A 25866-nucleotide genomic window follows, 5' to 3' on the forward strand; every position below is an offset into this window, starting at 1 on the left:
AGGAAGCCAGCCGGGGGATGGAATGCCCAATCTCCTCCAAGGAGGAGACGCATGGTCCTGCCCGGCAGGGGAATGAGTTGGAAGGAGTTCTTCAAGTCCCTCAAGAATGAGTGGGGGCGCGACAACGTGGGCAACGTCGCGGGAGCGCTGACGTTCTCCGCCATCATGGCGCTGTTCCCGTTCCTGCTGTTCCTCGTGTCACTGGCCGGTGTGTTGATTGATCCGCACCAGGCGCAGCAGCTCATCCAGGAGCTGTCGAAGGTGGCGCCCCAGGAGGTGACGAAGATCCTGGGCGAGCGGCTGGAGGCGCTGGCGAGCAGCAATCCGGTGGGGCTCTTGACGATCGGTGGCGTGGGCGCCATCTGGGCCGCCTCCGGCGGTGTGGTGGCGCTGATGGATGCGCTCAACACTGTCTACGGCGTGACGGAGAAGCGCCCGTTCTGGAAGAAGCGCGGCCTCGCGCTGCTGACGACGCTGGGGACGGCGGTGACGGTGGTGCTGGCGGCCCTCGTCGCCATCGTGACGCCGGCGATCGCGAACCGGCTGGGCGAGCCGTTCACCGGCATCGTGCTGTGGCTGCGCATGCCGGTGGCAGGCCTGCTGATGATGATGCTGCTGGCGGTGCTGTACTACGTGCTGCCGGACGTGAAGCAGAAGTTCAAGTTCATCACGCCGGGCTCGGTGGTGAGCGTGCTCATCTGGGTGATCGCCTCGTGGGGCTTCTCGAAGTACGTGGCGAACTTCGGCTCGTATGACGTGAACTACGGCGCCATCGGCGGTGTCATCGTGATGCTGCTGTGGATGCAGATCTCCTGCATGGTCGTGCTGCTGGGTGCGGAGATCAACGGCATCCTCGAGCACAAGTCGCCGGACGGGAAGGCTCCGGGTTCGCGTGATCCGGACGCGCCGGGACCGAACGTGACGAAGACGGAGGCGGAAGAGAAGGGCGCGAACCTCCCCGGTTCCACGGACTTCCGTCCGGTTCCGCCCCAGCCGCGGTACGAGAACCGCCCGGTGCCGCTGAGCAAGACGCCGCTGGCCGCCGCGGCGAAGTGGGCCGCGGGCGTGGGCCTGGGCGTGTTCCTGATGCGCCGCAAGTCCACGGCGCGGTAGGCCTGTGGGTCAACGGCGGGCGGTCCTCGAAAGGGGGCCGCCCGTTGTCATTTTCACGGCAGCGGTGACGTGACGTAGTCCGTCCCGTCGGAGTGGCAGCCGTGGCAGGCCGAGTGGGCGCGGCCGTAGTAGTTCCGGGTGTAGTCGGGGCCGAAGCCCTCGTAGAAGATCCAGGTGTCCTTGCCGGGGCCTTCCGAGACCTTCACGTCCAGCGCGTGGCCTCGGAGTGTCTTCCCGTCGTCCTCGAAGAGCTCCTTCACCAGGATGCTGCCCACGGGGTGTGTGGCGTTGCCGTCGCGCAGCGAACGCACGACGACGTCGTTGAAGAACACGCGGACCTTGCTGCCGTGGGGCGCGCGCGTGTCGTGGACCGAGGGCTCCGCGAGCCAGGAGGCGTACTCGCCCGAGCGGACGAAGGCGGTGATGCCGGTCTCGGATGTGTCGATGCCCTGGACGACGCCGAGGCCCTCGTCCACGGAGGAGGAGGGGCCGCAGGCGGCGGCGAACAGGACCATGAGCGGCAGGATGTGGGCGCGCATGGTCAGGACTACGCCGGGGGCGCGGAGGCGGTTACAGCCTCATTGCGGCGCGTAGTTGTGGCTCAGGTCGAAGACGAGGGCCTTCACGATGGGCGTGATGGAGAGCTCGATGCGGCCCCGGTTCAGGTCCGCGCGGGTGACCTGGTAGGAGAGGCCGCCGAACGCGTCATCGAAGGTGAAGTCGTCGTTGTCGAAGATGGAGATTTCGAGCGGGTAGCGCAGCAGGTTGGACGTGATGACCTGGCAGCCGCCGGAGCGCCATTCGGGGTCCCAGCTCTCGTCCTCCTCGGTGCGGGAGCGCTCGGGAGCGCCGGGACACTTCATCTCCACGACGACGTCCGGAGGAGAGCCGTCGGAGTCCCAGTCCTCGCCCGTATCCGGGTCGACGTCCGCGATGGTGGCGTACCGAGGCTGGATATAGGTGCGCATCACGCCCACGTAGCAGGTGTGCTGGTCGAGCCGGCAGACGCTGCCCTCCGCGCAGGGTTCACAGGCGCTGCCATTGGGGCCGCATTCCGAGTCGCTCCGGAACGAGATGCACTCATTGAACGAGGAGCAGCAGCCGTCCGCGCAGTTCTCCGGGGTGCAGTCGTAGGGACCGCAGGCGGGGAGCCACAGCGCGCACATCAGGACGAACATCCACCAGCCGATGACTTTCATGAGCGCGGTGAACGCTACCCGCTTCAGGTCCGTCCGTCCCGAGCGTTGCGAGCGACGGCCTTCTCGTAGGCGGCCTGAAGCTCGCGGAACACCGAGCGGGAAGGGCGCGGCGCGTCCAGGTGCAGGTGGCGCAGCTCTTCCATGAATGCGTTCCAGAGGGACGGGCCGCCCTTTTCCAGCAGCTCCGCGCGCACCGACAGCTCTTCGCTCACCTGCGTGTGCCGGCGGCCCCAGGCACCCATGTGCGCGAGCAGGGGCACCAGTTGGATGGACGCCTCCGTGAGGCTGTAGATGCCTTTCTGCTGGTGGTTCGGATCCGGGCGTCGCGACAGCAGGCCGGACGCGGTCAGGCGCTTCAGCCGGTCCGCGAGGATGTTGGAGGCGATGCCTTCCTCGCTCTGCGAGAGCAGGTCGCCGTAGCTGCGCCGGTTCCCGAACATGACGTCGCGGATGACGATCAGGCTCCAGCGGTCGCCAAGCTGTTCGAGCGTCAGGTTGATGGGGCAGCCGGAGCGCCCTGTCTGCGGCATGGCCGTGCTCCTGGGGTTCCTGCTTGCAGTATGCAAGCGGTCCAAATACGGTTCAACCCGTTGTGAAACGCAAGTGGTCGAAAGGAGAGGTCCGACGATGTCGCTCGCGGTCTACGGTCACTATTTCTCTTCGTACACGCAGAAGGTGCTCATCGCGCTGTATGAGAACGGCACGTCCTTCGAGTTTCGAAGTATCAGCCCGGAGACACCGGAGCATTCAGCCGAATGGCTGCGCCGCTGGCCGCTGCGCAAGTTCCCGCTGCTGGTGGACGGTGACCGTCAGGTCGTCGAGACGAGCATCATCATCGAGTATCTCCAGCTGAAGCATCCCGGGTCGGTGCGCCTGCTGCCCGAGGATCCGCTGGCCGCGCTGGACGTGCGGTTCCTCGACCGCTTCTTCGACCTGCACGTCATGAACATGGTCCAGCACGCCGTGGACGGCGCGCTGACGGGGGACCCCGTGAAGCGCCAGGACGGGATGAAGCTGGCGGTGGAGAAGCTGGAGCGCGCCTACGGTTGGATTGAAGGCCAGCTGGGCGGCAGGACCTGGGCCGCGGGCAACGACTTCACGCTGGCTGACTGTGCGGCCGCGCCGTCCTTGTTCTACGCGGATTGGACGCACCGGATTCCCGAGTCATGTCCCCAGCTGCGCGCCTATCGCGCGAGGTTGCTCGCGCGTCCGTCCGTGGCTCGGGCGGTGGATGGAGGGAGGCCATACCGCCCGCTCTTCCCGCTGGGAGCGCCGGACCGGGATTGAGATGGGGTCAAGGCCGCGGGGGCGTGGAGACCGCGGCCATGATGTATCGGGGCAGGAGTTCCTCGCGGAACTTCCGCCAGAGGGCGACGTGGTTGTAGTTGCCCGCCGTGAACAGCACGACGAGGTCCAGCTCCGGGACGACCATCACCAGCTGGCCACCGTTGCCGCTGGCTTCGTACTGCGAATACACACGGCCGCCGACGCGCAGGTCATGGCGCCACCACGTGTAGCCATAGGTTCGTCCGTCCGGCATCGTCGCCTGGTTCGCGACGGAGCGTTCCACCCAGCGCTGGCTGACCACGCGCTTTCCGTTCCAAGTGCCACCGGAGAGGTAGAGCTGCCCGAGCTTCAGGGCATCGCGCGGGCGCATGTAGATGCCGCCGCCGAGGTACTGCTCGCCGTCGGGCATCAGGTCCAGGTGGTAGCCGCGCATCTGGAGGGGCGTGGCGACGTTCTTCGTGAAGAACTCGGGGATCCAGGTGCGGGTGGTGTTGCGGAGGACGCCGCCCAGCAGGTTGATGTTCGCGGAGCAGTACACGGCCTTCCCGTCGCCGGGAGCGCGGACCATGGGGAGGTCCAGCGTGTACTTGTACCAATCCGGTACGGAGTCCTCGAACCGGTCCTCGTTGCCGGGTGAATCCGGATTGTCGTCGTCACAGGCCAGGCCCGTCGCCATGGTCATCAAGTGCGCGACGGTGAGCTTGCGCTTGCGCGCATCCAGGTTGGAGAGCTTGCCCTTGTACTCGGGGAAGAGTGAGGCGACGGGCGTGTCCACGGTGAAGGGGGCACCCTGGTCCAGGGCAATGCCAGTCAGCAGGGACGCGTAGGACTTCGAGGAGGACCGCAGGTCGTGGGGGCGCTCCTTGTCGAAGCCCTGGAAGTACTCTTCGACGATGAGCTTTCCATGGCGCGCGATGAGCAGGCCCTGGATGGCGGGGACTGACTCTGGGCTCGGTTCCTGGTCGAGGATGCGCTGCACGAGCTGCTGGAGCGGCTGGACGTCCATGCCGACGTCGGCAGGGGATGCCGTGGTCCATCCGTCGTCCTCCGCGATGGGCTTCTGGTAGGCGTAGGGGCCTGGGGCGGGCGTGCGGGAGTGGAGGCCCACGGCCTGCGAATGGTCCCGGCGGGTGAAGTCGAACGTCGTATCGAAGGGAGGGTAGGGGAGCGACAGCCGTCCGGACTGCGCGTCGAACGTGCCTTCGATCTGGGTGTCGCCCTTGGTGGACGTGAGCCGGACCGTGCGGCCCTGGAGGTCGACACGGAAGAGCATCCGGTTCCCGAAGTTCCGCTCCGGATTGCGAATGAACGCTGTCACGGAGCCGTCAGGCTGCTTCTGGACGACGAGGTACAGCGAGAACCGGTCCTCCAGCGGAGCCACCGTGCCGCGCCAGACACCCGGCTGAAGTGTGCGCAGTTCCACCGGACTGGCGAACTTCATCCCGCTCATGAGCACGCGCGGCTGGATCCAGTGGCCGGTGATGCTCTGCCCATTCTCCGCCAACGTCGCTCGGAGTTCGCCTCCTGAGAAGACGACGGAAACCTTCCGGTTCTCAACCCGCGCAGGAACATCGAATCCGGCGATGCGCGCGCGCCAGGTGTTCCCTTCCCGAACCAGCGTCAGTTCGCCTCGGACTTGAGGACCCAGGACGCGCTCACTGCCCCAGATGCCCACCAATTGCTCGGCTGGAATGGAAACAGCGCCGACATGGACAGGGAGCAGCGCCAGCAGAAGCCCAAGGAAGCGGTAACGGGTCATGGTCTGCTATTCATACGTCTCGTGACATCCCACGTCGGCAAATACCAGCGCATCCGCCTGCTCACCGAAGGCATCATCGAGGATCATCTGGCCAAGACTGCTGGCCCGCAGGGCGTCGAGAAGACGCTGGTGCTCCAGTGCCTGCGCTCGGACATGGCCGAGCAGGTGGATTTCCCGGAGATGTTCCTCGACACGGCGAGGGACGCCGCCCGGCTCACTCACCCGCACCTCGCGAAGGTCTTCGATTTCGGTGAAGCGGACGGCACGTATTTCCTAGCCAGGGAGCACATCGATGGGCCTGGTCTGCGCAGGGTGATCAAGCACGTGGCGGCCGAGCGGATGACCCTGCCGGCGACCCTGTGCGCGCGCATCATCTCGCAAGCCTGCGAGGGGCTCGCCTATGCCCACGACCTCACCGACCCCAAGACGAGCCAGCCGCTGCGGCTCATCCACCGCTGCATCCGGCCGTACAACATCCTCTTGTCGCGCCAGGGGGAGACCCAGGTGGTGGACTTCGGCATCGACCATTTCCGGGCGCGGTGGACCCCCCAGCACCACATCCCCGATATGAGCAAGTACAGGTACATGGCGCCCGAGGAGATCAGGGGCGTGCCGGTGGACCGGCGGGTGGACGTCTACGCGCTGGGTCTGGTGCTCTACGAACTGCTCACCACGCGCAGGCCCTTTGAATCCACGTCCGACTGGGACTTGTTTCGGGCCGTCGTATCCGAGCCCATCGTGCCCGCCGAGCAGCACCGGCCGGACCTGCCCGATGCCCTTCGATCCATCCTCGCCCGGGCGCTCGCGAAGGATCGGGATCAGCGCTACCCGGACTGTCACGCGTTCCGGAAGGACCTGGAGGATTTCATCCGCTCGGTGGGTGAGCCGGTGACCCCGCGGCAGGTGGCCCAGCTCGTCCAGCAGGTCTCTCCGAGCGACGACCCGACCGCCATCGCCCCGGCTCCGGACGGCCCGGAGAGCCAGGCACGGCCCCGCGTGGGACGAGGCTGGATCCTCGCGGCGGCAGTCGGCCTGGCGGTCCTGCTCGGAGGCGGCGCCCTGCTCTGGAAGATGGGCGCCGCGCCAGAACCCGGGAAGGTTCGCGCTACTCCACCGTGAGCAGGAGCTGGGCAGATGCTGGATGGCCCGTCACCGCAAGGACGCGAGACTCCTCTTTGGTCTGCCACTGCCACTCTTTGCCCTGCGACTGCCAGGAGCATGGCTCGACGGTGATGGTCAGCGGTCCTGAGCCCTCGCCCCGGGGCTTGAAGGTCACCTCCAGCTCCGCGGTGGCCCCTCCCTCCAGTCCGGCGGTAACGCCCACGACGTTCACGCGGAGCTCCTCCACCATCGGGAGTGGCTGACCGCGATACCGCACGCTCACGTCCACCACGCGAGCGCCGACGAGCACCCCGGACACCCGGATCCGCACCGCCTCACACGCGGTCCCGTCATTGCGCACCACCGCCCGCCACGTCTCAGTCACGGGCGAGGACACGGTCAGCGGCGCCGAGGTGTACTCGGTCCAGTGGATCGCGGGCGTCTTGTAGCCCACGTGCATGAGCGGCGCGCCCGGGCTCACCGGACGGTTCGAGGCGTCGAGGCGCAAGGGGTGTCCGGGCTCAGCGGTGAGCAGGAAGAGCGCGTCACTGTCCTCGGGGCCCACCCACCACCGATCAGCCCCCGCGGGCGTCACGGACACGAAGCGGGGCCATTCCCCCGCGAGCGTCTCCATCACCTGGAGCCCGGGCAGGGACACCAGGAGGACCTTGTCCTGGACGAAGAGGAGCGCCCGGTCCGCGTCGAGGACGCACACCCCGGCACCGCCCCAGGTCAGTTCATCCGCATCGTCTTCATCGTCCTCATCATTCGCCTCCGGGATGGAGGCGAGCAGGGTGCCGTCGAGCGCGAAGTGGAGGAGCACCGTCTGCCGGTAGTTGATGACGAGCAGGAGGAGCACGCCGTGAGGAGTGGCCTGGGCCCGCCAGATGTCCTGCTCATGGCCCGGCTCCACCTGGAGCGCGCCCTCTGGCTGAGCTGCCCCCGCGCGGAGCACGTAGACGCGGCCCCGGCCCTTCTCCACGACGGTGATGCCAAAGGGGCTCGTGTCGAGGAACGCCCCATCGGGAGACTGACGGTGGGGGCGCCCCTCGCTATATCCGTACCCGTGCGTGGCGCGCACGGGCCTGGGCAAGGTCATGGGCTGCCACTGCTGCCCGGACTCATCGGTCGTGAAGAGGGTGGTCATCTTGAGGGCGCCGTCCACCACCGTTCCAATGAGCCGGTCCCCATCGGAGATGAGATCGAAACATTCCTTCGGGATGGCATGGACGGGAGCGCTCGCGCCGGCCCCCACGGAGAAGACACGCCGATCCCCGCTCCCCACCCAGACGTCCTTTGCCTCGTCGAGCGCGGCGAGCACCACCGGCGCGGACGGATACTCCGGCACGTCTCCGCCTACCTCCCGGCGCACGCCTTCGGCTCCGTGGAAGACGATGAGCCGATGCGGTCTGAGATCGAACAACCACTGTCCATGGGCCAGAAGACGGCGTCTCGGGTGCATGGTTCTGCATCATGCCCGCTAACGCCGGGATCAGTTGAGTTGAAGGAAGGAGAGGCAGTGGCGGAACCAAGCCGCGAGCTTCGCGAGCGGAGTGCCCGCGCGTAACTGCCTCACCGTCTGTGCCAGGTCCTCAATGGCCCGAGGCGCAAGCCGACGAAGCTGCCGCTTCAGGTCTGCCCACCACAGCTCGATGGGATTGAAGTCGGGGCTGTAGGTGGGCAGGTACACCACGCAGGCGCCAACGGCTTCGACCGCTTGGCGCACACCGGCCACTTTGTGGGCACCCAGGTTGTCCATCAGCACCACATCGCCTGGATGGAGCCAGGGGCAAAGCCGCTGGCGGACGAAGCGCACGAAGATGCGGCCATTGATGGCTCCTCGGTGAGTCACCAACTTGGGCCGGCAGCCCACGCGGATGGCCCCCACGAGCGTCAAGGTCGTCCAGCGGCCTCCAGGACGCACGCCTCGGGCGCGTTGGCCCACAGGAGCCCAGCCGTACTCGCGCGCCATGGAGGTATGACAGAAGGACTCGTCGAGGAAGACGAGCCGCCGCACGTCCACGACACTCAGGAGCGCGGCGAGGACGCGCCTGCGCCAGAGGTTATGAGGCGCGTCGCGCTCGCAGGCGGTGAAGGACTTTTCTTGTGTGAGAAGCCCAGTCGATGCAGAGCCCTCTGCATGGAGGGGCGGCTGGTGACGATGCCCGTGCGGGCCGTCAACGCGGCCATCAGTTCGCGCACCGTCGCGTCCGGCTTCTGAGTCACCAGTCGCTTGATCACGATGGTCACCTTGCCCCGAATAGGCGAGAAGTTGCCGCCACCTTTGGGACGCGGCACGACGTCTCCTGTCTCTCGGTACAGCCGCAGGACGCGGCTGACCGTCGCCTCGCCAATGCCCAACAGGTGGGCAATTTGCGCATATGCCAAGCCCTCGTCGTGGCAGTCTCTCACGATGGCTCGTCGCAGCTTCTCCGGGGTGGGATGCCCTTCGCTCATCCCCAGAGAAGATCAAACCTCGACGATCGCGTCAAACGAGCCCCGGGTTAGTCACGAGTGCTACAGTGTATACTCGGTTTCGACAGTGATGCTGCCAATGTAGTTCGAGAAGGTTGTGCATTCTTCGTCATCTAAGTCATCTTTTGTGTAACTTGGGTTGGAGACGTAAAAATGCACTTTGTCGCCGACGCATTCCATTGTGATATCGCCGGCGCTGTTCTGAGTGATTGTCTTGTAGCCCGTGTAGTAGTTCAGATGTCTTGACGGCGCTTCGCCGAGCACGATTATCTGGGGGTCGAGCTGCTCTAACCATGAGTCTGGAATCTTGCCGGAGTCGCGCCCATGATGGGCGGCGAAGACCACGGTCGTCTTCTCAAGCTTGATGCTGTCGGCGATGTTCTTCATGAATTCTGTCTCGAGATCGCCGAGCCACATTATGGAAGCACCGTTCTGAACAGAGTAGCGAATTACTGCTGATGTGTTGTTGTAGCTCTCGCCCGCATCGCACGATGCCAGTGCTTCTTGGAAGTGCTTGTTTGATGTGTCAGGCCAAAGGATGTTGATGCCGGAGGAAGATCGTTCGTTGTCGTCCAGGTTCATCCATTTTCGACTACATCCCTTGTAGATATAGAATGCCTTGTCGCTATCTCTGAGTTGGCAGTAGCGCTTAAACGATACGGTCTCCTCGTCCTTGGTGGCCTGATTTTTCACTACGTAAAAATTCCAGATCGGCATTGCTTTATCAAGTAGCTCAATGCCTCCGAAGTGATCTTGATCGGGGTGAGTGCAGATGAACCGGGTTATTTTCTTGCCTGCTGATTTTTTCTTGATTTCACTGATGATGCCATCGGCATTGTTTCGGTTAGATTGCAGTCGATGATGGTGAAGTTGTCGCTGTTGTGTTTTATGTAAAACATGTCACCATTGCCGACGGAGAAGCTTTTGATGATGGACATTTGTCCTCTCTGTTGTGGCTGGGGTGTGATTTGGCTGGGTGTGAAGTGTTTGTGGTCGGCGATTGCTTCGTGTGTTGCCTGTGTGTGTGCTTAAGATGGTCGCTTTTTTGTCCTCTTGTGGCTGTGGCTGTGGCTGTGGCTGTGGCTGTGGCTGTGGCTGTGGCTGTGGCTGTGGCTGTGGCTGTGGCTTGGTTCGGGTAGATGACGTTGTGTCTGGTGTGTGTGTTGTCGGTCGCCGTGCTTCCCGGGTGGACGAGGCCTTGCTGCATTAGATGGCAGTCGCATCCCTATTCGTGAGCCTTCCGGCGGAAAGTCGATCTTGAGCCGCGCGCTCTTTGATTGAAGTTCTCGGTGTCTGCCCGGTCGATAGAGAAGGCGTAGACTTGGCTCCTGCGCTTGTTCGGGCGGATCAGGGTTTCGGAGGCAACGAGGGAGTCGCGGAGGCTGGGGCTAGTGTCTTCAGTTCCATCGCAAGGAAGACCTCATAGAGGGCCTGTTCAGCGAGTGGTTGATAGCGACGGTAACGGCTGTAGAACGCAACAGCAGTTCCCACGCTAAGCGCTATAATGGCGGCAACCTGCCAGGCCTGAAGGCTGTTATATCTCTCTCCTAGCGTAATCGCGCCCCCAACAACCGCTGCGACCATGAGCCCTCGCGACATGTCGCGGAGAGCCACGAACTTGTCGTAGACTTCCCGCTTGCCCTCAACTTGCGTCAAGCAAATGCCCAGCAGCGCAGAGTCCGGTACCTGCACCTGGGCAGCGGACAGTCGCTGTCCTACGATGCGTGCCACTTGCTCTCGGAGTGCGTTACAGGTCTTGTAGTCTTTGTTGGCTGCACGAGGCGGATCGATTCTTCGAGTGACTAGGTCGCCGACGCCCTGGTTGAGAATTCCTGCAATGTAGGCAAAGACGACCAGCGATTCTGTGCTGGATAGATTGATGTGCCTCTGGAGGGTGACTCCCCATGGCCAGATTGCCATGATCACGGATCCGGGCACTAGGACGGCCAAAAGCTCGTAAAACCAGCTCTTGAGGACATTGAAGACTTTCGAAATGAAGTCCATGGAATCTCAGACTTGAGAGGAGAGAAGGTGGACTCCTGCTGCTGCGCTGATCAAGGCAGCCCTCTATCGCTAGCAATCCTAGCTACGTCAGCCAGTTCTCCTGCGTCAGGCAGACCGCCATCGGCGTCCACCTGACGTGACCGCGCAGCGGAACTCCCGGTGGACCCTGGAGAGGCGATGGTGATGGCCAAGGGTGGTGGCTTGAGTTCCGGCCTGATCTGAGCTGAAAGCAGCACAAGCCCTGCGCCAAGGCCAATAAGGAACACAAGAACGGTGCCCTTACGTGGTGCAGGTGCAGAGAGACCTTCCTCCTGCTGTTGGGCAGGTGCTGTAGCGACAGGCGCAGGCGTAGCATGGGCGGCGAGCGCCTGCGAAGTCCGGGCCGACGTTGGTGGAACAGGCGGCGTTTTCACCGGTGCAGCGGTCTCAGCGGAGGCGGGCGAAATTTGGACCGGTGCGGTACTCGTGAGCGGTGTTGTTACCACCGCAGCGAACGCAGTGGATGCGTGAGGCTCTTGTGCAGGCGTAGCAGGAGTGGACGCAGGCGGCGTGGGCGCCGATCGCGCTGCTTGAAGGGTTGTGTCTAGCGAAGCTGTAGTCGGGGCAGAGAGGACGGACGGTGGCTGAGCAGACGCGGCAGATGCGATGGGCGCAGGTGGCGGTTGTGCAGCGACGAGCGTCGGGGAAATGTTTTTGTCTTCCAACGTAACAGGGCGCGGGGCCACAGACTCGAAGTCGTGCACCAACCCTGCCAAGCCCACGACGGCACAGCCCAAGGCGATGGCTAAAATTGCGGCCTTGAGAAACATCACCTCTTGCAGTGCGGAAAGGCTCACGACGGCGTAGAGGTGTGAGACCAACTCTGGACTTGCCGCTTCTTGTTCCCCAAGCGCCGTCAGCGCCCGGGATGCCCCACTGCTAAGCCGGGATGCAATGCATATAAAAGAGACCAGGATGAAGACGGCAAGCATCACGCTGGGCCATCGCTTAGGAGCCATTTCTATCATGTGTTGCCTGGTTGCATTGGTGCCATGCGCAGTGGTTTCGTAGTGTTGGGCTCTTGCGAGTTGAAGGCGAGCCTATGTGGGCGTCAAGAGCCGTACCCTTTCTAGTGGGCTGTTGAAGATGTCTGTGTTGGAGTCCTGAGAGTCGCCTCGCATGTGCGCGTGGCTGCTTTATGGATCTGTCTGTGGCAGCGGAGAGTCGGTAAATTTAGACGCATGCGGCCGTCGGTCGCGTCATCCTCAGTAGGTTGCATGCGGCTCCGAAGAAATAGGCGGCCAGTTGCGTTCTCGGTTCGCCTTTAAAGATTGTCTTGCGGATGCCGCCCTCCGTCTTCATTTAGTCCCAAATCTCCTCGACTCATTTGTGTTCCCGCTGGCCGGTAGCCCGCGCTCGCTGGCGTAGGCATGCCGATGGCAGAGCGGCGTCGAGCGCTGGCTTTCTGTGGAACGAGCTGCGTGACGGCCAGATGGTAACAATCCGCCACGAGGGCCTGCGTGTTGTTAGAGTTTACGCTACGAGCTCACTTGGACTCGTTCTCCCGCTTGGAGTGTCAATGTCTTCCGGTAATTCCGCCACTTTGGCAGTCCGATTTAATTCAGGCTGGCCGTGGCGTTTGCGAGCCGCCTCGGGGGTTCTAATCAAGCTGACGCGGAAGTACTTGTTAATGCGTTGTGTGACACTCCACGGCCTTCGCGGCCTTACTTCTGATACCAGTTTGTCCCGCGCTGCGGACTGACGTATGGCCCCTCCCTCAGTACGGTGTGGCCGTCGAAGCTCACAATGCAGGTCGTCCGGTCCACGAATTGAACCGAGGCGATCCGTGCTTCAGCACAAACAATGGGGCTGGAGGCGCCATGGCCGCACCTGTGAAATCGAACCTCTTCACCTCGCTGGGCAGCCGCTTCACAGAGACGCCCGACCTCACTGGTCGTGGTGATGAGCTTGACCCGGTCAGCGTCAATCCAATCATTCATCCAGGTGCGATTTGGGTCGTCTTTGTGGTGGACAACCAAATGGAGCATGCGTTCCTCGGTCTGAGCGGCTTTGGCCATACGAGGGGTTGTCATGCCAGGGCCTACGGAAAAAATTAATGCCTCGAACGGGGGATTGACACCCGTACGAAAACGCCGCCTCGCTTCCGGACTGACCGGAAGCGGGCGGCGTGGGCACTGCCTGAAGTCGCGAAGAACTACCGGCGCTTGAGCGCCGCGTCCGCGTGCTTCTCCATGAACTCCGAATACGGGCCGTTGAAGTCGAGCACTTCCTTGCCCGCCTCCAGGCTCCAGATGCGGGTCGCGACCTCGGAGATGAGCTCCTGGTCGTGCGTCACGCAGATGACCGTGCCGTCGAACTTGGACAGGCCTTCCGCCAGCGCCGCGATGGACTCCAGGTCCAGGTGGTTCGTCGGCTCGTCGAGGATCAACACGTTGTCCTGCGTGATCATCAGCTTGGACAACAGCACTCGCACCGTCTCACCACCGGAGAGCGTGTCCGTCGCCTTCATCCGCTCCTCACCCGAGAAGAGCATCCGGCCCAACACGCCTGAAATCTCCTCGTTCGTCAGCTTCTCGCTGATCTCGCGCAGGTAGCCGAAGCACGTCGTGCCCTTGTGGATGACGCCGTGGTGGTCCTGCGGCAGGTAGCCCACCGTCGCCTGGTGGCCCCAGGTGATGGTCCCCGCGTCCGGCTCCAGCTGGTTGGCCAGCATCTTCACCAGCGTGGACTTACCCACGGCGTTGCGGCCAATCACGCAGATGCGCTCACCCTTGCAGACCAGGCCCGTGAACGGCTTGATGACCGGCACCCCGTCGAAGGACTTCTTCAGGCCCTCGAACATCAGCGTCTGACGACCGCTGATCACCTTCTGGTCGAACCGGATGAACGGCCGCGCGATGTTCGAGCGCTTCAGGTCCTCCGTCTTCAGCTTGTCGATCTGCTTGATGCGGCTCTGCACCTGCGACGCTCGCGTACCGGCGTGGAAGCGCGCCACGAAGTCCTGCAGCTGGGCGATCTTCTTCTTCTTCTCTTCCGTCTCGGACTCGACCCGGGTCCGCAGCTGCGACTTCTGCCGGACCATGTCGTCGTAACCACCCGTGTACTGGATGATGGTCTCGTAATCGATGTCCGCGATGTGCGTGCAGATGGAGTTCAGGAAGTGCCGGTCGTGGCTGATGGTGATCAGCACGCCCTCGTACACATGCAGGAAGTTCTCCAGCCAGCGGATGGAGTCGATATCCAGGTTGTTCGTGGGCTCGTCGAGCAGCAGCCCTTCCGGCTTGCCGAACAGCGCCTGCGCGAGCAGCACGCGCAGCTTCAGGCCGCCCGTCAGCTGGCGCATGGGCTCTTCGTGGAAGGACTCCTCGATGCCCAGACCGGCCAGCAGCGTGGCCGCGTCGCTCTCCGCCGAATAGCCGTCTTCTTCCGCGATGACGCCTTCCAGCTCACCCAGCCGGTTGCCGTCCTCCTCGGTGATGTCGGACTTGGCGAGGAGCTTGTTCTTCTCGTCCATCGCCGCCCACAGGTGGCGGTTGCCCATCAGCACCACGTCGATGACGCGGTCGCTCTCGTAGCGGAAGTGGTCCTGGCGCAGGATGCCCAGCTTCCGCGGGCGGATGATGTCGCCCATGTCCTGCTCCTCGTCTCCCGCGAGGATCTTCATGAACGTGGACTTGCCGGCCCCGTTCGGACCGGTCAGGCCGTAGCGGCGGCCCGGCGAGAAGGCGACGTTGACCTCCTCGAACAGCTTCTTGGGCCCATAGGCCTTGGAGACGTTGATGACGTTGAACATGGCGGCGGCTTGTAACGGAAATGGCGCGGCGACCCAAGACGCGCGGTAAATCGAAGCCCGGCGGCGTACCGGAGGACCCAATGTAACCGCCGGACCGCCCCGGAAATGCCGCCTTCCCACCGGGTTTCCACCCCCCAGGCCACCCCCTCATCCCCGGGGCTGGGTAGGGAAACCGGGGCCTCCCGAGGGCGGGGAGGGGAGAGACGGCCTCCAGGAGACCAGGCGGGCGTCCCCAGGAACCGGGTGCCCCCGGACGGGCAGGCTGGGTATAAGGCCCGTCCAATGGCCGTCCGCTTCGAACTCCTGAATACCGACCCCACCGGCGCCCGCACGGGCATCCTCCACACCCGCAAGGGGTCCTTCCCCACGCCGATGTTCATGCCGGTGGCCACCCACGCCGGCTTCCGCCACCTCGCCATGGAGGAGGTGAAGGAGACGGGGGCCAAGGTCCTCCTCGCCAACACCTACCACCTGATGCTCCGGCCCGGCCCGGAGGTGTTCGAGCGCTTCGGCGGCATCCACCCCTTCATGGGCTGGGACGGCGCCGTGCTGACGGACTCGGGCGGGTTCCAAATCTTCTCCCTGCCGGAGGACCGGCTCATCACGGAGAAGGGCGCGCACTTCCGCAGCTTCTACGACAACAGCCGCCGGCTCCTCAGCCCCGAGTCCAGCATCGCCATGCAGCAGGCGATCAACTCGGAGATCATGATGGTGCTGGACGTGTGCATCGACTCGCGCACGGACGAGGCCGGCACCCGCGAGGCCATGGAGCGCACCCACCGTTGGGCCGTGCGCAGCCTCGCCGCGAAGGAGTCGAAGCCCACGGGCCAGGCGCTGTTCGGCATCGTCCAGGGCGGCGTCCACCCGGCCTTGCGCGATGAGAGCGCCGCGTTCCTCACCCAGCTGCCCTTCGACGGGTTCGCCATCGGCGGACTGGCCGTGGGCGAGACGAAGGTGGAGCGCGACACGATGACCGAGCGCGCCACCGCGTCCCTGCCGCAGGACAAGCCTCGCTACCTGATGGGCGTGGGCACGCCCACGGACCTGCTGGAGGCGGTGCTGCGCGGCGTGGACATGTTCGACTGCATCATCCCCACCAAGATGGCGCAGCAGGGCTACGCGTACACGTTCCAGGGACTGGTGCGCATCACCCGCACCGTGTACCAGTTGGATGACGGGCCGCTCGACCCCGAGTGCGACTGCTATGTGTGCAAGCGCTACACGCGTGGCTACCTGCAGCACCTGATGCGCGGCAAGCACCACCTGGGCTCGCGCTTCCTGTCCGTGCACAACGTGCGGCACTACCAGCGGCTGATGGAGCGCGTGCGCGAAGGCATCCTGCGCAACGGCTACGCGCAGACGTACCGCGAATTGAAGGCCGCCATCGCCACGCCCAAGGACCTCAAGGACGAGGCCCTGGCCAGCGCCGCGACGTTGAAGGACGTGGGCTGAAGTCCGGGCGGGTGGCCCTCCGCCCGCCCTCCGGCCGGGTTGTGATGGGCCGCACGCGGGCGGCGGTGCGGCGGGACGTGGCGGGTTAGCCTGCGGTGCTACCTGCCGCATGGACCCGCGCGTCGCCACCCTCCTGAGTCACGTCCGCTCGAGCGCGGAGAACCGGCCCGGCGTGTACCGGTTCTTCGGTCCAGCCGGGGAGCTGCTCTACGTGGGCAAGTCCGTGCGGGTGCGCACGCGGCTCCTGTCGTACTTCCGCGCGGACGAGGGCGAGAAGGCCTGGGAGATCGTCGCCCAGGCGCACCAGGTGGAGTGGGAGTACACGGCCAGCGAGTTCGCGGCGCTGCTCCATGAGTTCCGGCTGATCAAGAGCCACCGGCCCCTCTACAACGTGGAGCACAAGCGCGACCGCGCGCACTGCTTCCTCCAACTCACGCGCGAGGCCGTGCCCCGGCTGCGCGTGGTGGGCCAGCCCGGTGGCGGTGGGCGCGCGGAGTACTTCGGGCCCTTCCATGGCCGGCACACCATGGTGGACGTGGTGCGCGCGGTGAACGACCTGCTGGAGCTTCGCGACTGCCCGTCCGAGACGCCCATGCGGCTGGCGGATCAGATCCAGCTCTTCCCCCTGAAGGACGACCCGCGGTGCATGCGCGGGCAGACGGCGCGGTGCCTGTCGCCGTGCGCGGGCGGGTGCACGACGGCGGAGTACCTGGCGCAGGTCGCGCTGGCTCGGGCGTTCCTCAACGGCGAGTCGGACCGGCCGCTGGTCATCCTGCGCGAGCGCATGGCGATGGCGGCGCGGCGGCTCCAGTTCGAATACGCGGCGGAGCTGAGAGATCGCGCGGAGCGGCTGGAGAACGTGCAGGCGTGGATCGTCGAGCTGGGGCGCACGCTGCGGCGGCTGTCGCTGGTCTACACGGTGCGCGGGCACGGCAGGGAGGACCGCACGTACGTACTGCGGCGCGGGCGGATCCGCGCGGAGGTGCCCACGCCCCGGACGACGGAGGAGCAGGCGGCGCTGGACGCACGCGTGCGGGACATCTTCGACGTGCCGGAGCCCGAGGCGATTGGCCTCCGCGCGCAGGAGGCCCAGGAGGTGATGCTCGTCGCGAAGTGGTTCCGCCTGCACCCGGCGGAGCTGGATGCGACGGTGCCTGCCCCCGCGCGGGCCGGGAGCGACGAGCCCTTCGAGGAGGCCGCGGAGGCGCGGGCCGCGCTCGCTCGCACGCTGGAGCGCACCGTGGAGGGGCCGGACGAACCGGAGCCCGACGTCGCCTCCGAGCCGGTGGGGTGATGACGCCGGACATCACCCCGCGCACGGCTGTCATCAGCGGTGCGGGCCTTCGTTGACGAGGACTGGCCCACGGGCCTTGGAAACACAGGGGTTTGGCGTTCACCCCAGGAATCACGAGCGCTGGCACGCGCCGTGCTCATGGGACAGGCATCCCCGCTGTTTCCACGAGGCCCTGTCCCATGGCGATCTCCTCTCTCTCTCGTCCGTCCTCCACCCCATGCGCGAAGGTGTCCCCCGAAGCCGCGCAGGCCCCGAGGAATGTCGTGGTGAAGGTCGTCAACGCCGACGGCTCTCCCGTGAAGACGGTGGACTCCGCGAAGCAGCCCCAGGAGTTCGCCAAGCTGCTGAAGGAGCTGGGTCTGACGAAGGAGTCCCTGCTGAAGGGCGAGGGCGCGAAGGCCCAGGGCCCGAAGCCCACCGGCTCGCAGAGCTTCCAGCAGAACTGGCAGCGCGACAGCTTCGAGCCTTCCAAGGCCCAGGCCCAGAAGCCCCAGCCCGCTCCGGCCCCGACTCCCGCTCCTGCACAGGCGCAGGGTGCGAAGGGCCCGTCCTCCGGCAAGAGCGCGGATCAGGTGGCCCAGGACATCGCGAAGGAGGCCACGTCCTGGAAGTACGACTACTCGGGCGGCAAGACGTGGGATGCCGCCATGAAGAACTCCAGCAACTTCGACGCGTCCAAGTCCGGCGTCTGCGTGGACATGGCCATCGAGGCCGAGCAGCGCTTCGAGCAGGCCGGCGTGGACGCGCGCGTCGTCTTCGGCAATACGGACCGGGGCGCCCACGCGTGGGTGGAGTTCAAGGACGACAAGGGCCAGTTCCAGGCCTTCGACCCTACCGCCGCGGCCTGCACCAAGAAGGCCGACGACGCCATCACCCCGTATGACAGCGGCGCCTACCAGTACCAGGGCGTCACCGAGACCCACCAGGCCGTGGGCTGAAGTCCCCTCGGCTCAGTGTGAGAGCTTCGCGGCGATCCCGTCGAGCATGAATTCCAGTCCCTGATCGAACACCGCGTCCAGGGACATCTCCACAGGGTCCTCGACCACCTGGACGGTTCGCGGGAACCGGCCGGATTCGAGCATCCGCTGGTAGTAGGGCCCCACGGTGTCCCGCAGCTCCATCCATGCCTTGCCGAAGCGGCGCCCGTAGCGCACCTCGGCGGATTCGCCCTGGACGGCGCCACCGGCGTAGGCACCGACGTTCTGCAGGGTGCGCATGGCGATGCCGATGTCCTCGAACCCGGGCTCATCCGTCAACGCGGCCAGCGACACCTCCGTGTACACGAGCGCGTGGGGAACCATGCTGAACCGAGGGCCCTCCAGGTCGGTGAACCACAGGTGTTTGTGCACGGCCCGCCGAAACTGTTGGGCGACTTCGCGCAGGATCTGGCGCCAGTCTCCGGCGTACAGGCTGTCCGCGACCAGCTCCCGATAGAACGCGTCGACCATGAGCTCGTGCAACTCCTCCTTCGAGAACACGGAGCCGCGAAGCCGCTTCGAGTCCACCTTCAGCGCGGCCGCCACGGTGCGCAGGGAGACGGCGCCAAGCCCCTTCTTGTCGGCGCGGCTCACGGCCGCCCGTGCGATCGCCTCCCGTCGCAGCGGGACCGTCCCGGGCTCGTGGGCAGGCTCGGGGCGCTCCCAGATCATGGGCACCTTCTTCGCTGGCGGTAGCAATCTCAGGCTCATTGCATCGAGTCTTGCTCGGTTCCGGGCCGCAATGACAGTGCGCTACCGGAGGTTCCGGATGACGCGACAGGGATTGCCGGCGGCGAAGACATACGGAGGAATGTCCCGCGTCACCACGCTGCCCGCGCCAATCGTGGTTCCCTCGCCGATGGTGACGCCCGGGCAGATGATGGACCCACCGCCAATCCACACCTTCGAACCGATGGTGATGGCGCGGCCCAGCTCCGGACCCTTGATGCGCTCATCCGGGTCCAGCGGATGCGTGGCCGCGTACACCTGCACGCCCGGGCCGAAGGACACGTCGTCGCCAATCGTCACCGTGTTGCAGTCCAGGATGACGCACTGGAAGTTCATGAAGACGCGCTCGCCCAGCCGGATGTGCTCGCCGTAGTCGCAGAGGAACGGCGGTTCGATCCACGTTCCGGCGCCCACCTTGCCCAGCAACTCGGCGAGCAGGCTTTCACGCAGCGGCAGCTCGTCCTCGGTGGACTGGTTGTAGGCGCGCAGGATCTTGCGGGCGCGGCCCCGCTCGGCGGTCAGCTGCGGGTCCACGGCGACGTACAACTCGCCCGCGAGCATCTTCTCTTTCTCGGTTCGTGCCATGCCCTGAAGAGTAGACACCCGTTCTCCGGGATGGTGAACAGCCCGCCTTCCGGCTTCGCGGCCACGGGTGACACCGGCCAGTGCGGCCAGCGAGGATGCCGCCCATGAGGATTGAGCGGGTCGAGGAGACGCTGGAGCGCATCCGTCGCGAGGTGGAGCGGACGCCGGACGGTGTGCTGGCCTTCGACGGTGACGGCACGCTGTGGAGCGGGGACGTGGGCGACGACCTGTTCATGGCCCTGCTGGAGCACGGCGGCGTGCGCCCCGAGGCCCGCGTGGCGCTGGAGCGGCTGGGGGCCCGCCACGGCGTGGAGTCGCATCCGGACGCGGTGACGCTGGCGCACGCGCTGTTCAAGGCGTTCGAGGCCGGGCGCCTGCCGGAGAAGGACACCTACGAGATGATGGCGTGGGTCTTCGCCGGCTGGCACGCGGAGGAGATGCGCGGCTTCGCCCTCGACGTGGTGGCAAGGCGAGGCGTGGCCGGCCGCGTCCATCCGGAGGCCCGCCGCGTGGTGGAGTGGGCGCGGGGGCAGGGCGTGGACTGCTACGTGGTCAGCGCATCGCCGCGCGCGGTGGTGGAGGCCGCGGTGCGCGAGGTGGGCATCACGCCTGACTTCGTGGTGGCGTGCACACCGAAGGAAGCGGGCGGACGGCTGCTGACGTCTGTCTTCGAACCCGTGCCCTACGGCCCCGGCAAGGTGAACAGCCTGCGGCTGAGGACGAACCGGCCGCTCTATGCAGCCTTCGGCGACAACGTGTTCGACCTGGAGCTGCTCGCGGCCTCCCGCGTTCCGGTGGCCATCCGCCCCAAGGCTCGGCTGCGTGATCGCGCGGCGGATCTGCCCGCGCTGGTGCAGCTGCGCCCCGAAGAGGCCTGACGCAAAAACGGGCGTGGAGGAGGCCTCCACGCCCGTCTTACTGAGACATCCACGCGCCGCTTCGTGGGTGACCACGAAGCGGCGTCACGTTGGCGCGGTCAGCTCCCCGTGACGGGGACGAACTCCACGCGGCGGTTCGCGCTGCGGCCTTCCGGCGTCTCGTTGGACACGCGCGGACGGTCGGGGCCGAAGCCCTTCGCCTCCAGTCGCGAGCCCGCGATGCCCTTTTGGATGAGGTACTCGCGCACACGGTTCGCGCGCTGCTGGCTCAGCGTGCGGTTGGCTTCCTCCGGACCGCTGTTGTCCGTGTGGCCTTCAATCCGGACGTTCAGCTTCGGGTTCGCCTTCAGGTAGGCCGCGATGTCATCCAGCTGCCGCTGCTCGTTCTCCTGGAACTCCGACTGGTTCACCGGGAACTGGACGATGTGCTCCAGCGGCGACGTCGTCTCCGCGGGCTTCTCCTCGGGCTGGGGCTTGGGCTCCTCGGGCTTGGGCTGTTCCTTCGCGGGGCAGCCACGCTCGGACGCGGGGCCGGCCTCGTTCGGGCAGGCGTCGTCCTTGTCGGGCACGCCGTCGCCATCCGTGTCCTTCACGGGGCAGCCACGCTCGGACGCGGGGCCGGCCTGGTTCGGGCAGGCGTCGTCCTTGTCGGGCACACCGTCGCCGTCCGTGTCCTTCACCGGGCAGCCGCGCTCGGACGCGGGGCCGGCCTCGTTCGGGCACGGGTCCTCGCGGTCCACCACGCCGTCGCCGTCCGAGTCCTTGTCCGGGCAGCCGTTGTTCTCCACGGAGCCGGCCTCCAGCGGGCAGCGGTCGTCCTTGTTGGCCACGCCGTCGCCGTCGTCGTCCTCGTTCGGGCACTGCTCCGGCGTGTGGCTGCGGCCGGTGCGGCACCGGTCCACGGGCTCGGGCTCGTTCGCGTACGCGATGCCCGCGGCCAGCCGGAACGACGGCGTGCCCGGGATGTCCGTGAAGCCGTGCCCGCCAATCGCGAAGGCCTCGAAGCCCGCGCCCACCGGCAGCCGCACGCCGCCCAACAACTCCAGCGCCAGGTCCGACTCCACGAGCGACTCGGCGGCCTGCAGCGCGATTTCGGCGCGCAGCCCCTTGCCGCGCGTGGCCACCACCACGCCCTGCTCCAGCTCCGTGCCCACGTCGCGGCCCGGCTCCACTTCACGTGAGCGGATCCGGATGCCCGCGTTGGCGCCCAGCACCACGGGGCCCACCTCGCGGCTGACGGACACGCGGGGCGCGAACTGGAACCCGGCCCAGCCCGCCTGACGGCCGAACGCGTCCGCCGTGCCTCCCGGCAGCCCGATGTCCAATCCCAGGCCCAGGAACACCGGCGCGCCTTCCTCGCGCCGCAGCAGCTCGTAGCGCACGCCCAGCTCCGGCGTGCCCAGGCCGAACGAGTCCGGCTCGCTCACGCCCACCAGCTGCTCCGCGCCGTGACCGCCCTGCGCGATGATGACGGGCAGCTTCGCGGAGAACTCCAACCGGTCCACCGGCGACCACGCGCCGGCCAGCCAGCCCGCGGTGCGGTAGTGGAGGATGGAGCGCTCCAGCCCGTCACTGCCCTGGAGCAGGAGGATGCCGCGCTCGTAGTTGACCATGAGGAGCAGGCGGTAGCCGCCCTCGGGGAGCACGCGGCCGGTGTCCACCAGCATCGAGTCCGTCGCCGCCGGCGTGAAGCGCAGGCGCTCCAGGTCCAGCGGCCTGAGCGGGCTCGTGGTGGTCTGCCCGAACGCGGCGGGGGTGACGGCGGTGGCCAGCAGCGCGGCCAGCGCCCAGCTCTGAGCCTTCGTACGCAAGGGGAGGTCCATTCGAGAAAAGAGGGAGCGCATGTCTCAGTTCCCCCGGGCCGGGTTCTGACGGCGACGCGACGAGCCCCAGGCCGCCAGCGCGGCGAGGAGCGCCAGCGCGGACGTGGTGCCACCGGTGCTGTTACAGCCACCGCCAGCGATCTCCACGACCTGCGCCTGGACCCGGACCTGGAACGTGCACTGCGCGGTGTTGCCGGCCGCATCCGTCGCGGTGACGGTGACCTGCGTGGCTCCCGCCGGGAACTCACTGCCCGACGCGGGCGAGGACGTCACGGTCGGATTGGCTGTCACCGCGTCCGTGGCCGTGGGCGTGAACGTCACCTGCGTGTTCGGCGCCACGGTGATGTCCGCGGGGCAGGTGAGGGTGGGCGCCGTGGTGTCCTGCACCGTCACCTGGAACGTACAGGTGAGGCCGGTGGAGGTCGCGGTGACCGTCGTGGTGCCAATCGGGAACAGCGCGCCCGACGGCCGCGAGTAGCTCACCGGGAGCCCTCCCGCCGGTTCCAGCACGGCGGGGTCGTAGGTCACGAGCGCGCCGTCCGGATCCGTCGCCTCCACGGAGAGGTTCGTGGGGCAGGTGAGGGTGGGGGGGGCCGTGTCCTCCGTCACGTTGAGGGTCACGGTCGCGATGTTGCTGTCGTCGGCGCAGTCACGGACCCGGTAGGTGAAGCTGTCCGTGCCCACGAAGCCGGGGTTGGGGGTGTACTCGAGCGTCCCCTGCGCGCTGGTGCCGAGCGTGCCGTGCTGCGGCTGGGTGACCGCGGTCCAGCTCAACACCTGGCCGGGGTCCTGATCCGTGCCGGCCAGGGCGATCGCCGTGACCGTGTCCTTCGGAACGACGACCGTCTGGTCCGCCGCCGTCGGAGGACGGTTGGCGACGACGGTCACCATCCGGCCGCCAGAGATGGCGTTGGCGAAGACAGTCAGCCCGTAGGTGCCCACCGGCACGTCCGCGGGGACGGTCACCGTCGCGCGCGTGGCCGAGGTGTTGCTGGAGGGAAGCGTCCAGAGACGCCCGCCTTCCGCGGCGCGGAACCGCACCAGGGGGAAGTCGGTGGAGGAGTCCGAGTAGCTGCCGCTGCTGCCTCCGGAGATGCCCCGGAACAGCATGCCCTCCAGGACGGTGGGGCAGGCCGCGACGAGGGTCACCGGAATCGTCACCGTGGGCCGCCACGCGGGCTGGGCGCCGTTCTCGTTGAACAGCTCCGCGTCGGGCGCGCCCACGCCTCCCACGAGGAGGGCCTCGCCTGAAGGCAGGGCGGTGGAGATCAGCCCTCCGCGTGTGGTGGGGTCCGCGACGGTCGTGAAGATGCGCAGCTGGGGATCGAAGATCTCCGCGGTGTCGACGTACGCGCCCAGGTCGGTCAGGCCGCCCGCGATCAGGACCTTGCCGGAGGGCAGCAATGTGGCGGTGTGGTGATAGCGCGACTGCGAGAGCGAGCCCACCGGAGTCCAGGTGTTCGTGGCGGGGTCGTACAGCTCCGCGGACGTGAGGTACGTGAGGCCCACGAGTCCTCCCGCCGCCAGCACCTGGCCCGAGGGCAGCAGCGTCAGCGTCAGCTCGTCCCGGATATCGTTGAGGTTCGCTGCGGGGGCCCAGGTGTTCGTGGCGGGATCGTACAGCTCCGCCGAGGCCGTCTCCGCGCCGGTGTTGTCATGGCCGCCAGCGACGAGCACCCTGCCGTCATGGAGCAGCACCGCGCCGTGGCCTGCGCGCGCGACGCTGGGAGGCGACGCCGTGCTCCAGGTGTTGGCGTCGGGCGAGTAGAGCTCCGCGGAGGCGAGCACCGAGGCGTTGCGCTGTCCGCCGGAGACGAAGACCCGGCCATCCGGAAGGAGCGTGGCGGAGTGGAGGTGCCTCGTGCCGAGGAGGTCGGCGGTGGGCAGCCAGGTTCCGGTGGTGGAGTCGTAGCGTTGGGCGGAGGCCGTCGAGACGCCCGCGTTGCGGCCACCGGCGACCAGCACCTGGCCGGAGCGCAGGACGGTCGCGGTCGCGCGCTCGCGGGGCACGGCGAGCGCGGGCGCGGCGCTCCAGCTGTTGCTCGCGCGGTCATACACCTCCACCGCCGCCGAGGAACTGACGCCACGGCCTCCCGCGACGAGCACCTGGCCGCCAGGCAGCAGCGCAACCACGGGATCCGTCCGGGGCGTGCCCATGGCGCCGGCCGGGGACCACTGGCTCGCGGCGGGGTCGTAGACCTCCGTCTGCGCGAAGAACGTCGTGCCGGGGAGCTGGGCGAACCCGCCCGTGACGAACACCTTGCCCGAGGGCAGCAGCGTCGCGCTGTGGTTCTCGCGGGCGGTGTTCATCGTGCCCGCGGCGGTCCAGGTGCCGGTGGCGGGGTCGTAGATCTCCGATTCGATCTGCGCCACCCTGGAAGTGTTGGAACCGCCGGTGACGAGGACGCGGCCATTGGGCAGCAACGTGGCCATGTGGCTGGCGCGCGGGAACGCGAGGTTGCCGGTCGCGGTCCAGGTGTTGGCGGCCGGGTCGTAGAGCTCCGACTGGGCCGTGACACCGCTCGCGGTGAAGCCACCCGCGACGAGCACGCGGCCGTCGGGAAGCAGGGTGCTGGTGGAGTAGTGGCGGGCCACCAGCGGGGGTGCGGCGGCGGACCAGGTGCCGCTGGCCGGATCGTAGAGGTCGGCGCCGGGCACCTCTCCGCTGCCGCTGAAGCCGCTCACCGCGAGCACCCGCCCGTCACGCAGCCGCGTCGACATGTGCGCGTTGCGGCCCGCGGTCATGGCGCCCGTGGCGGTGAAGGTGTTGGTCGCGGGGTCGTAGAGTTCCGCGGTCGTGAGCCGGACGCCGCCACCGCCGACGCCGCCCGAGATCAGGACCTGTCCCGTCCCCAGCAGCGTGGCCGTGGGGAGCGCGCGGGTCGTGGACATGTTGCCCGTGGAGGCCCAGGTGTTGGCGACGGGATCATAGAGGCGCCCCCCCTGCGAGCCATCGGTCAGCACCAGCACCCGGCCCGTGGGCAGGAGCACGGCCAGGGTGACGTTGCCCGTGAGGCTGGAGGGGCCCGCGGAGGCCCAGGTGCTGGTGGCGGGATCGTAGGTCTCCGCCGTGCCCACGAATCCGGACGAGTTGACGCCGTTGACGACGAGCAGCTTCCCGTTGGGGAGCAGGACGGCCGCGTGTTGCCCGCGTGCCGTCGCCATGGACGGGGTGGCGTACCAGGCCGGTGCCGTCGCGAGACGGGCGTGCGTGGTGCGGATGCCCTCGGATGCAGCCGGGCGCTCGTTCCCGCCGCAGGAAAGAAGGCCCAGGCTCGCGGCGAACAACAGGAGCCTGCTCCAGACAGCGCGTTGTGACCGCATCGATGAAACCCCGATCCGCGAGGGCTGGCGCGACCACGACCGTCGGCCTGCCGCTCGACGTGAACACTCCGGG

General features: G+C 66.7%; 22 protein-coding genes. 8 read left to right on the top strand and 14 right to left on the bottom strand.

Going from position 1 to position 25866, the window contains the following annotated elements; translation table 11 throughout:
* Positions 1-51 precede the first annotated feature (51 nt).
* Entirely contained in the window at positions 52-1113 is a 1062-nt protein-coding gene (locus tag GTZ93_RS08540; RefSeq protein WP_139919170.1) for a YihY/virulence factor BrkB family protein, read from the top strand.
* A 53-nt stretch (positions 1114-1166) separates the two neighbouring features.
* Here the strand turns inward: GTZ93_RS08540 and GTZ93_RS08545 are convergent, their stop codons facing one another.
* The 3 genes from GTZ93_RS08545 to GTZ93_RS08555 are packed head-to-tail and all read right to left on the bottom strand — an operon-like array spanning position 1167 to position 2842.
* Positions 1167-1652 carry a hypothetical protein gene (locus GTZ93_RS08545; protein WP_139919169.1) on the bottom strand — a complete coding sequence of 162 codons (486 nt, stop codon included), beginning with the start codon at positions 1650-1652 and terminating at the stop codon, positions 1167-1169.
* Between the two features lie 39 nt (positions 1653-1691).
* A complete protein-coding gene (locus GTZ93_RS08550) occupies positions 1692-2312 on the bottom strand; it encodes a hypothetical protein (RefSeq protein WP_139919168.1) in 621 nt (206 codons plus the stop codon).
* A gap of 23 nt (positions 2313-2335) precedes the next feature.
* The gene (locus GTZ93_RS08555) at positions 2336-2842 is read right to left on the bottom strand and encodes a winged helix-turn-helix transcriptional regulator (protein ID WP_139919167.1); all 507 of its coding nucleotides are present in this window, start codon (positions 2840-2842) and stop codon (positions 2336-2338) included.
* A gap of 97 nt (positions 2843-2939) precedes the next feature.
* Here GTZ93_RS08555 and GTZ93_RS08560 point away from each other — a divergent pair, with 97 nt between their 5' ends.
* Positions 2940-3599 carry a glutathione S-transferase family protein gene (locus GTZ93_RS08560; protein ID WP_139919166.1) on the top strand — a complete coding sequence of 220 codons (660 nt, stop codon included), beginning with the start codon at positions 2940-2942 and terminating at the stop codon, positions 3597-3599.
* A gap of 7 nt (positions 3600-3606) precedes the next feature.
* On the opposite strand, the gene GTZ93_RS08565 is transcribed toward GTZ93_RS08560, so the two are convergent.
* Complete coding sequence (locus tag GTZ93_RS08565) at positions 3607-5103, bottom strand: serine hydrolase domain-containing protein (RefSeq protein WP_257979234.1); 1497 nt, start codon at positions 5101-5103, stop codon at positions 3607-3609.
* A gap of 276 nt (positions 5104-5379) precedes the next feature.
* On the opposite strand from GTZ93_RS08565, the gene GTZ93_RS08570 reads away from it, so the two are divergent.
* Entirely contained in the window at positions 5380-6477 is a 1098-nt protein-coding gene (locus tag GTZ93_RS08570; protein WP_257979233.1) for a serine/threonine protein kinase, read from the top strand.
* Here the strand turns inward: GTZ93_RS08570 and GTZ93_RS08575 are convergent.
* The 5 genes from GTZ93_RS08575 to GTZ93_RS08595 all read right to left on the bottom strand — a co-directional run bounded on the left by GTZ93_RS08575 (position 6464) and on the right by GTZ93_RS08595 (position 10938).
* Positions 6464-7921 carry a hypothetical protein gene (locus GTZ93_RS08575; RefSeq protein WP_139919165.1) on the bottom strand — a complete coding sequence of 486 codons (1458 nt, stop codon included), beginning with the start codon at positions 7919-7921 and terminating at the stop codon, positions 6464-6466. The genes GTZ93_RS08570 and GTZ93_RS08575 overlap by 14 nt on opposite strands.
* A 30-nt stretch (positions 7922-7951) precedes the next feature.
* A complete protein-coding gene (locus tag GTZ93_RS08580) occupies positions 7952-8476 on the bottom strand; it encodes an IS630 family transposase (protein ID WP_161662729.1) in 525 nt (174 codons plus the stop codon).
* An 11-nt stretch (positions 8477-8487) separates the two neighbouring features.
* A complete protein-coding gene (locus GTZ93_RS08585; protein ID WP_139919164.1) occupies positions 8488-8916 on the bottom strand; it encodes a helix-turn-helix domain-containing protein in 429 nt (142 codons plus the stop codon).
* 60 nt (positions 8917-8976) lie between these two features.
* Positions 8977-9651 (bottom strand): ComEC/Rec2 family competence protein, encoded by a 675-nt coding sequence (locus GTZ93_RS08590; RefSeq protein ID WP_257979232.1) that lies wholly within the window; start codon positions 9649-9651, stop codon positions 8977-8979.
* Positions 9652-10281: 630 nt separating this feature from the next.
* Entirely contained in the window at positions 10282-10938 is a 657-nt protein-coding gene (locus GTZ93_RS08595) for a hypothetical protein (RefSeq protein WP_139919163.1), read from the bottom strand.
* Positions 10939-12797: 1859 nt separating this feature from the next.
* On the opposite strand from GTZ93_RS08595, the gene GTZ93_RS08600 reads away from it, so the two are divergent.
* On the top strand, positions 12798-13034 hold the full coding sequence (locus GTZ93_RS08600; RefSeq protein ID WP_139919162.1) for a hypothetical protein: 237 nt from the start codon (positions 12798-12800) through the stop codon (positions 13032-13034).
* 98 nt (positions 13035-13132) lie between these two features.
* On the opposite strand, the gene GTZ93_RS08605 is transcribed toward GTZ93_RS08600, so the two are convergent.
* Positions 13133-14731, bottom strand: a complete 1599-nt coding sequence (locus tag GTZ93_RS08605) for an ABC-F family ATP-binding cassette domain-containing protein (RefSeq protein WP_139919161.1) — start codon at positions 14729-14731, stop codon at positions 13133-13135.
* Positions 14732-15013: 282 nt separating this feature from the next.
* On the opposite strand from GTZ93_RS08605, the gene tgt reads away from it, so the two are divergent.
* The 3 genes from tgt (at position 15014) to GTZ93_RS08620 (ending at position 18415) form a co-directional block, all read left to right on the top strand.
* Entirely contained in the window at positions 15014-16183 is a 1170-nt protein-coding gene (tgt, locus tag GTZ93_RS08610) for a tRNA guanosine(34) transglycosylase Tgt (RefSeq protein ID WP_120580612.1), read from the top strand.
* A gap of 109 nt (positions 16184-16292) precedes the next feature.
* On the top strand, positions 16293-17477 hold the full coding sequence (locus tag GTZ93_RS08615) for a nuclease (RefSeq protein WP_139920791.1): 1185 nt from the start codon (positions 16293-16295) through the stop codon (positions 17475-17477).
* 179 nt (positions 17478-17656) lie between these two features.
* The gene (locus GTZ93_RS08620) at positions 17657-18415 is read left to right on the top strand and encodes a transglutaminase-like domain-containing protein (RefSeq protein WP_139920793.1); all 759 of its coding nucleotides are present in this window, start codon (positions 17657-17659) and stop codon (positions 18413-18415) included.
* Between the two features lie 12 nt (positions 18416-18427).
* Here GTZ93_RS08620 and GTZ93_RS08625 read toward each other — a convergent pair whose 3' ends face one another.
* Positions 18428-19165: a TetR/AcrR family transcriptional regulator gene (locus GTZ93_RS08625; RefSeq protein WP_139920795.1), complete on the bottom strand. Its 738-nt coding sequence runs from the start codon at positions 19163-19165 to the stop codon at positions 18428-18430.
* A gap of 42 nt (positions 19166-19207) precedes the next feature.
* Positions 19208-19768 (bottom strand): sugar O-acetyltransferase, encoded by a 561-nt coding sequence (locus GTZ93_RS08630; protein ID WP_139920796.1) that lies wholly within the window; start codon positions 19766-19768, stop codon positions 19208-19210.
* 104 nt (positions 19769-19872) lie between these two features.
* Between GTZ93_RS08630 and GTZ93_RS08635 the strand changes: the two genes are divergently transcribed.
* On the top strand, positions 19873-20646 hold the full coding sequence (locus GTZ93_RS08635) for an HAD family hydrolase (RefSeq protein ID WP_139920798.1): 774 nt from the start codon (positions 19873-19875) through the stop codon (positions 20644-20646).
* Between the two features lie 98 nt (positions 20647-20744).
* On the opposite strand, the gene GTZ93_RS42670 is transcribed toward GTZ93_RS08635, so the two are convergent.
* Positions 20745-22457: an OmpA family protein gene (locus tag GTZ93_RS42670; RefSeq protein ID WP_257979373.1), complete on the bottom strand. Its 1713-nt coding sequence runs from the start codon at positions 22455-22457 to the stop codon at positions 20745-20747.
* A gap of 36 nt (positions 22458-22493) precedes the next feature.
* Entirely contained in the window at positions 22494-25793 is a 3300-nt protein-coding gene (locus tag GTZ93_RS08640; RefSeq protein ID WP_257979374.1) for a kelch repeat-containing protein, read from the bottom strand.
* Positions 25794-25866: the final 73 nt, after the last annotated feature.

The organism is Corallococcus exiguus (genome assembly GCF_009909105.1).
Classification (GTDB): domain Bacteria; phylum Myxococcota; class Myxococcia; order Myxococcales; family Myxococcaceae; genus Corallococcus; species Corallococcus exiguus.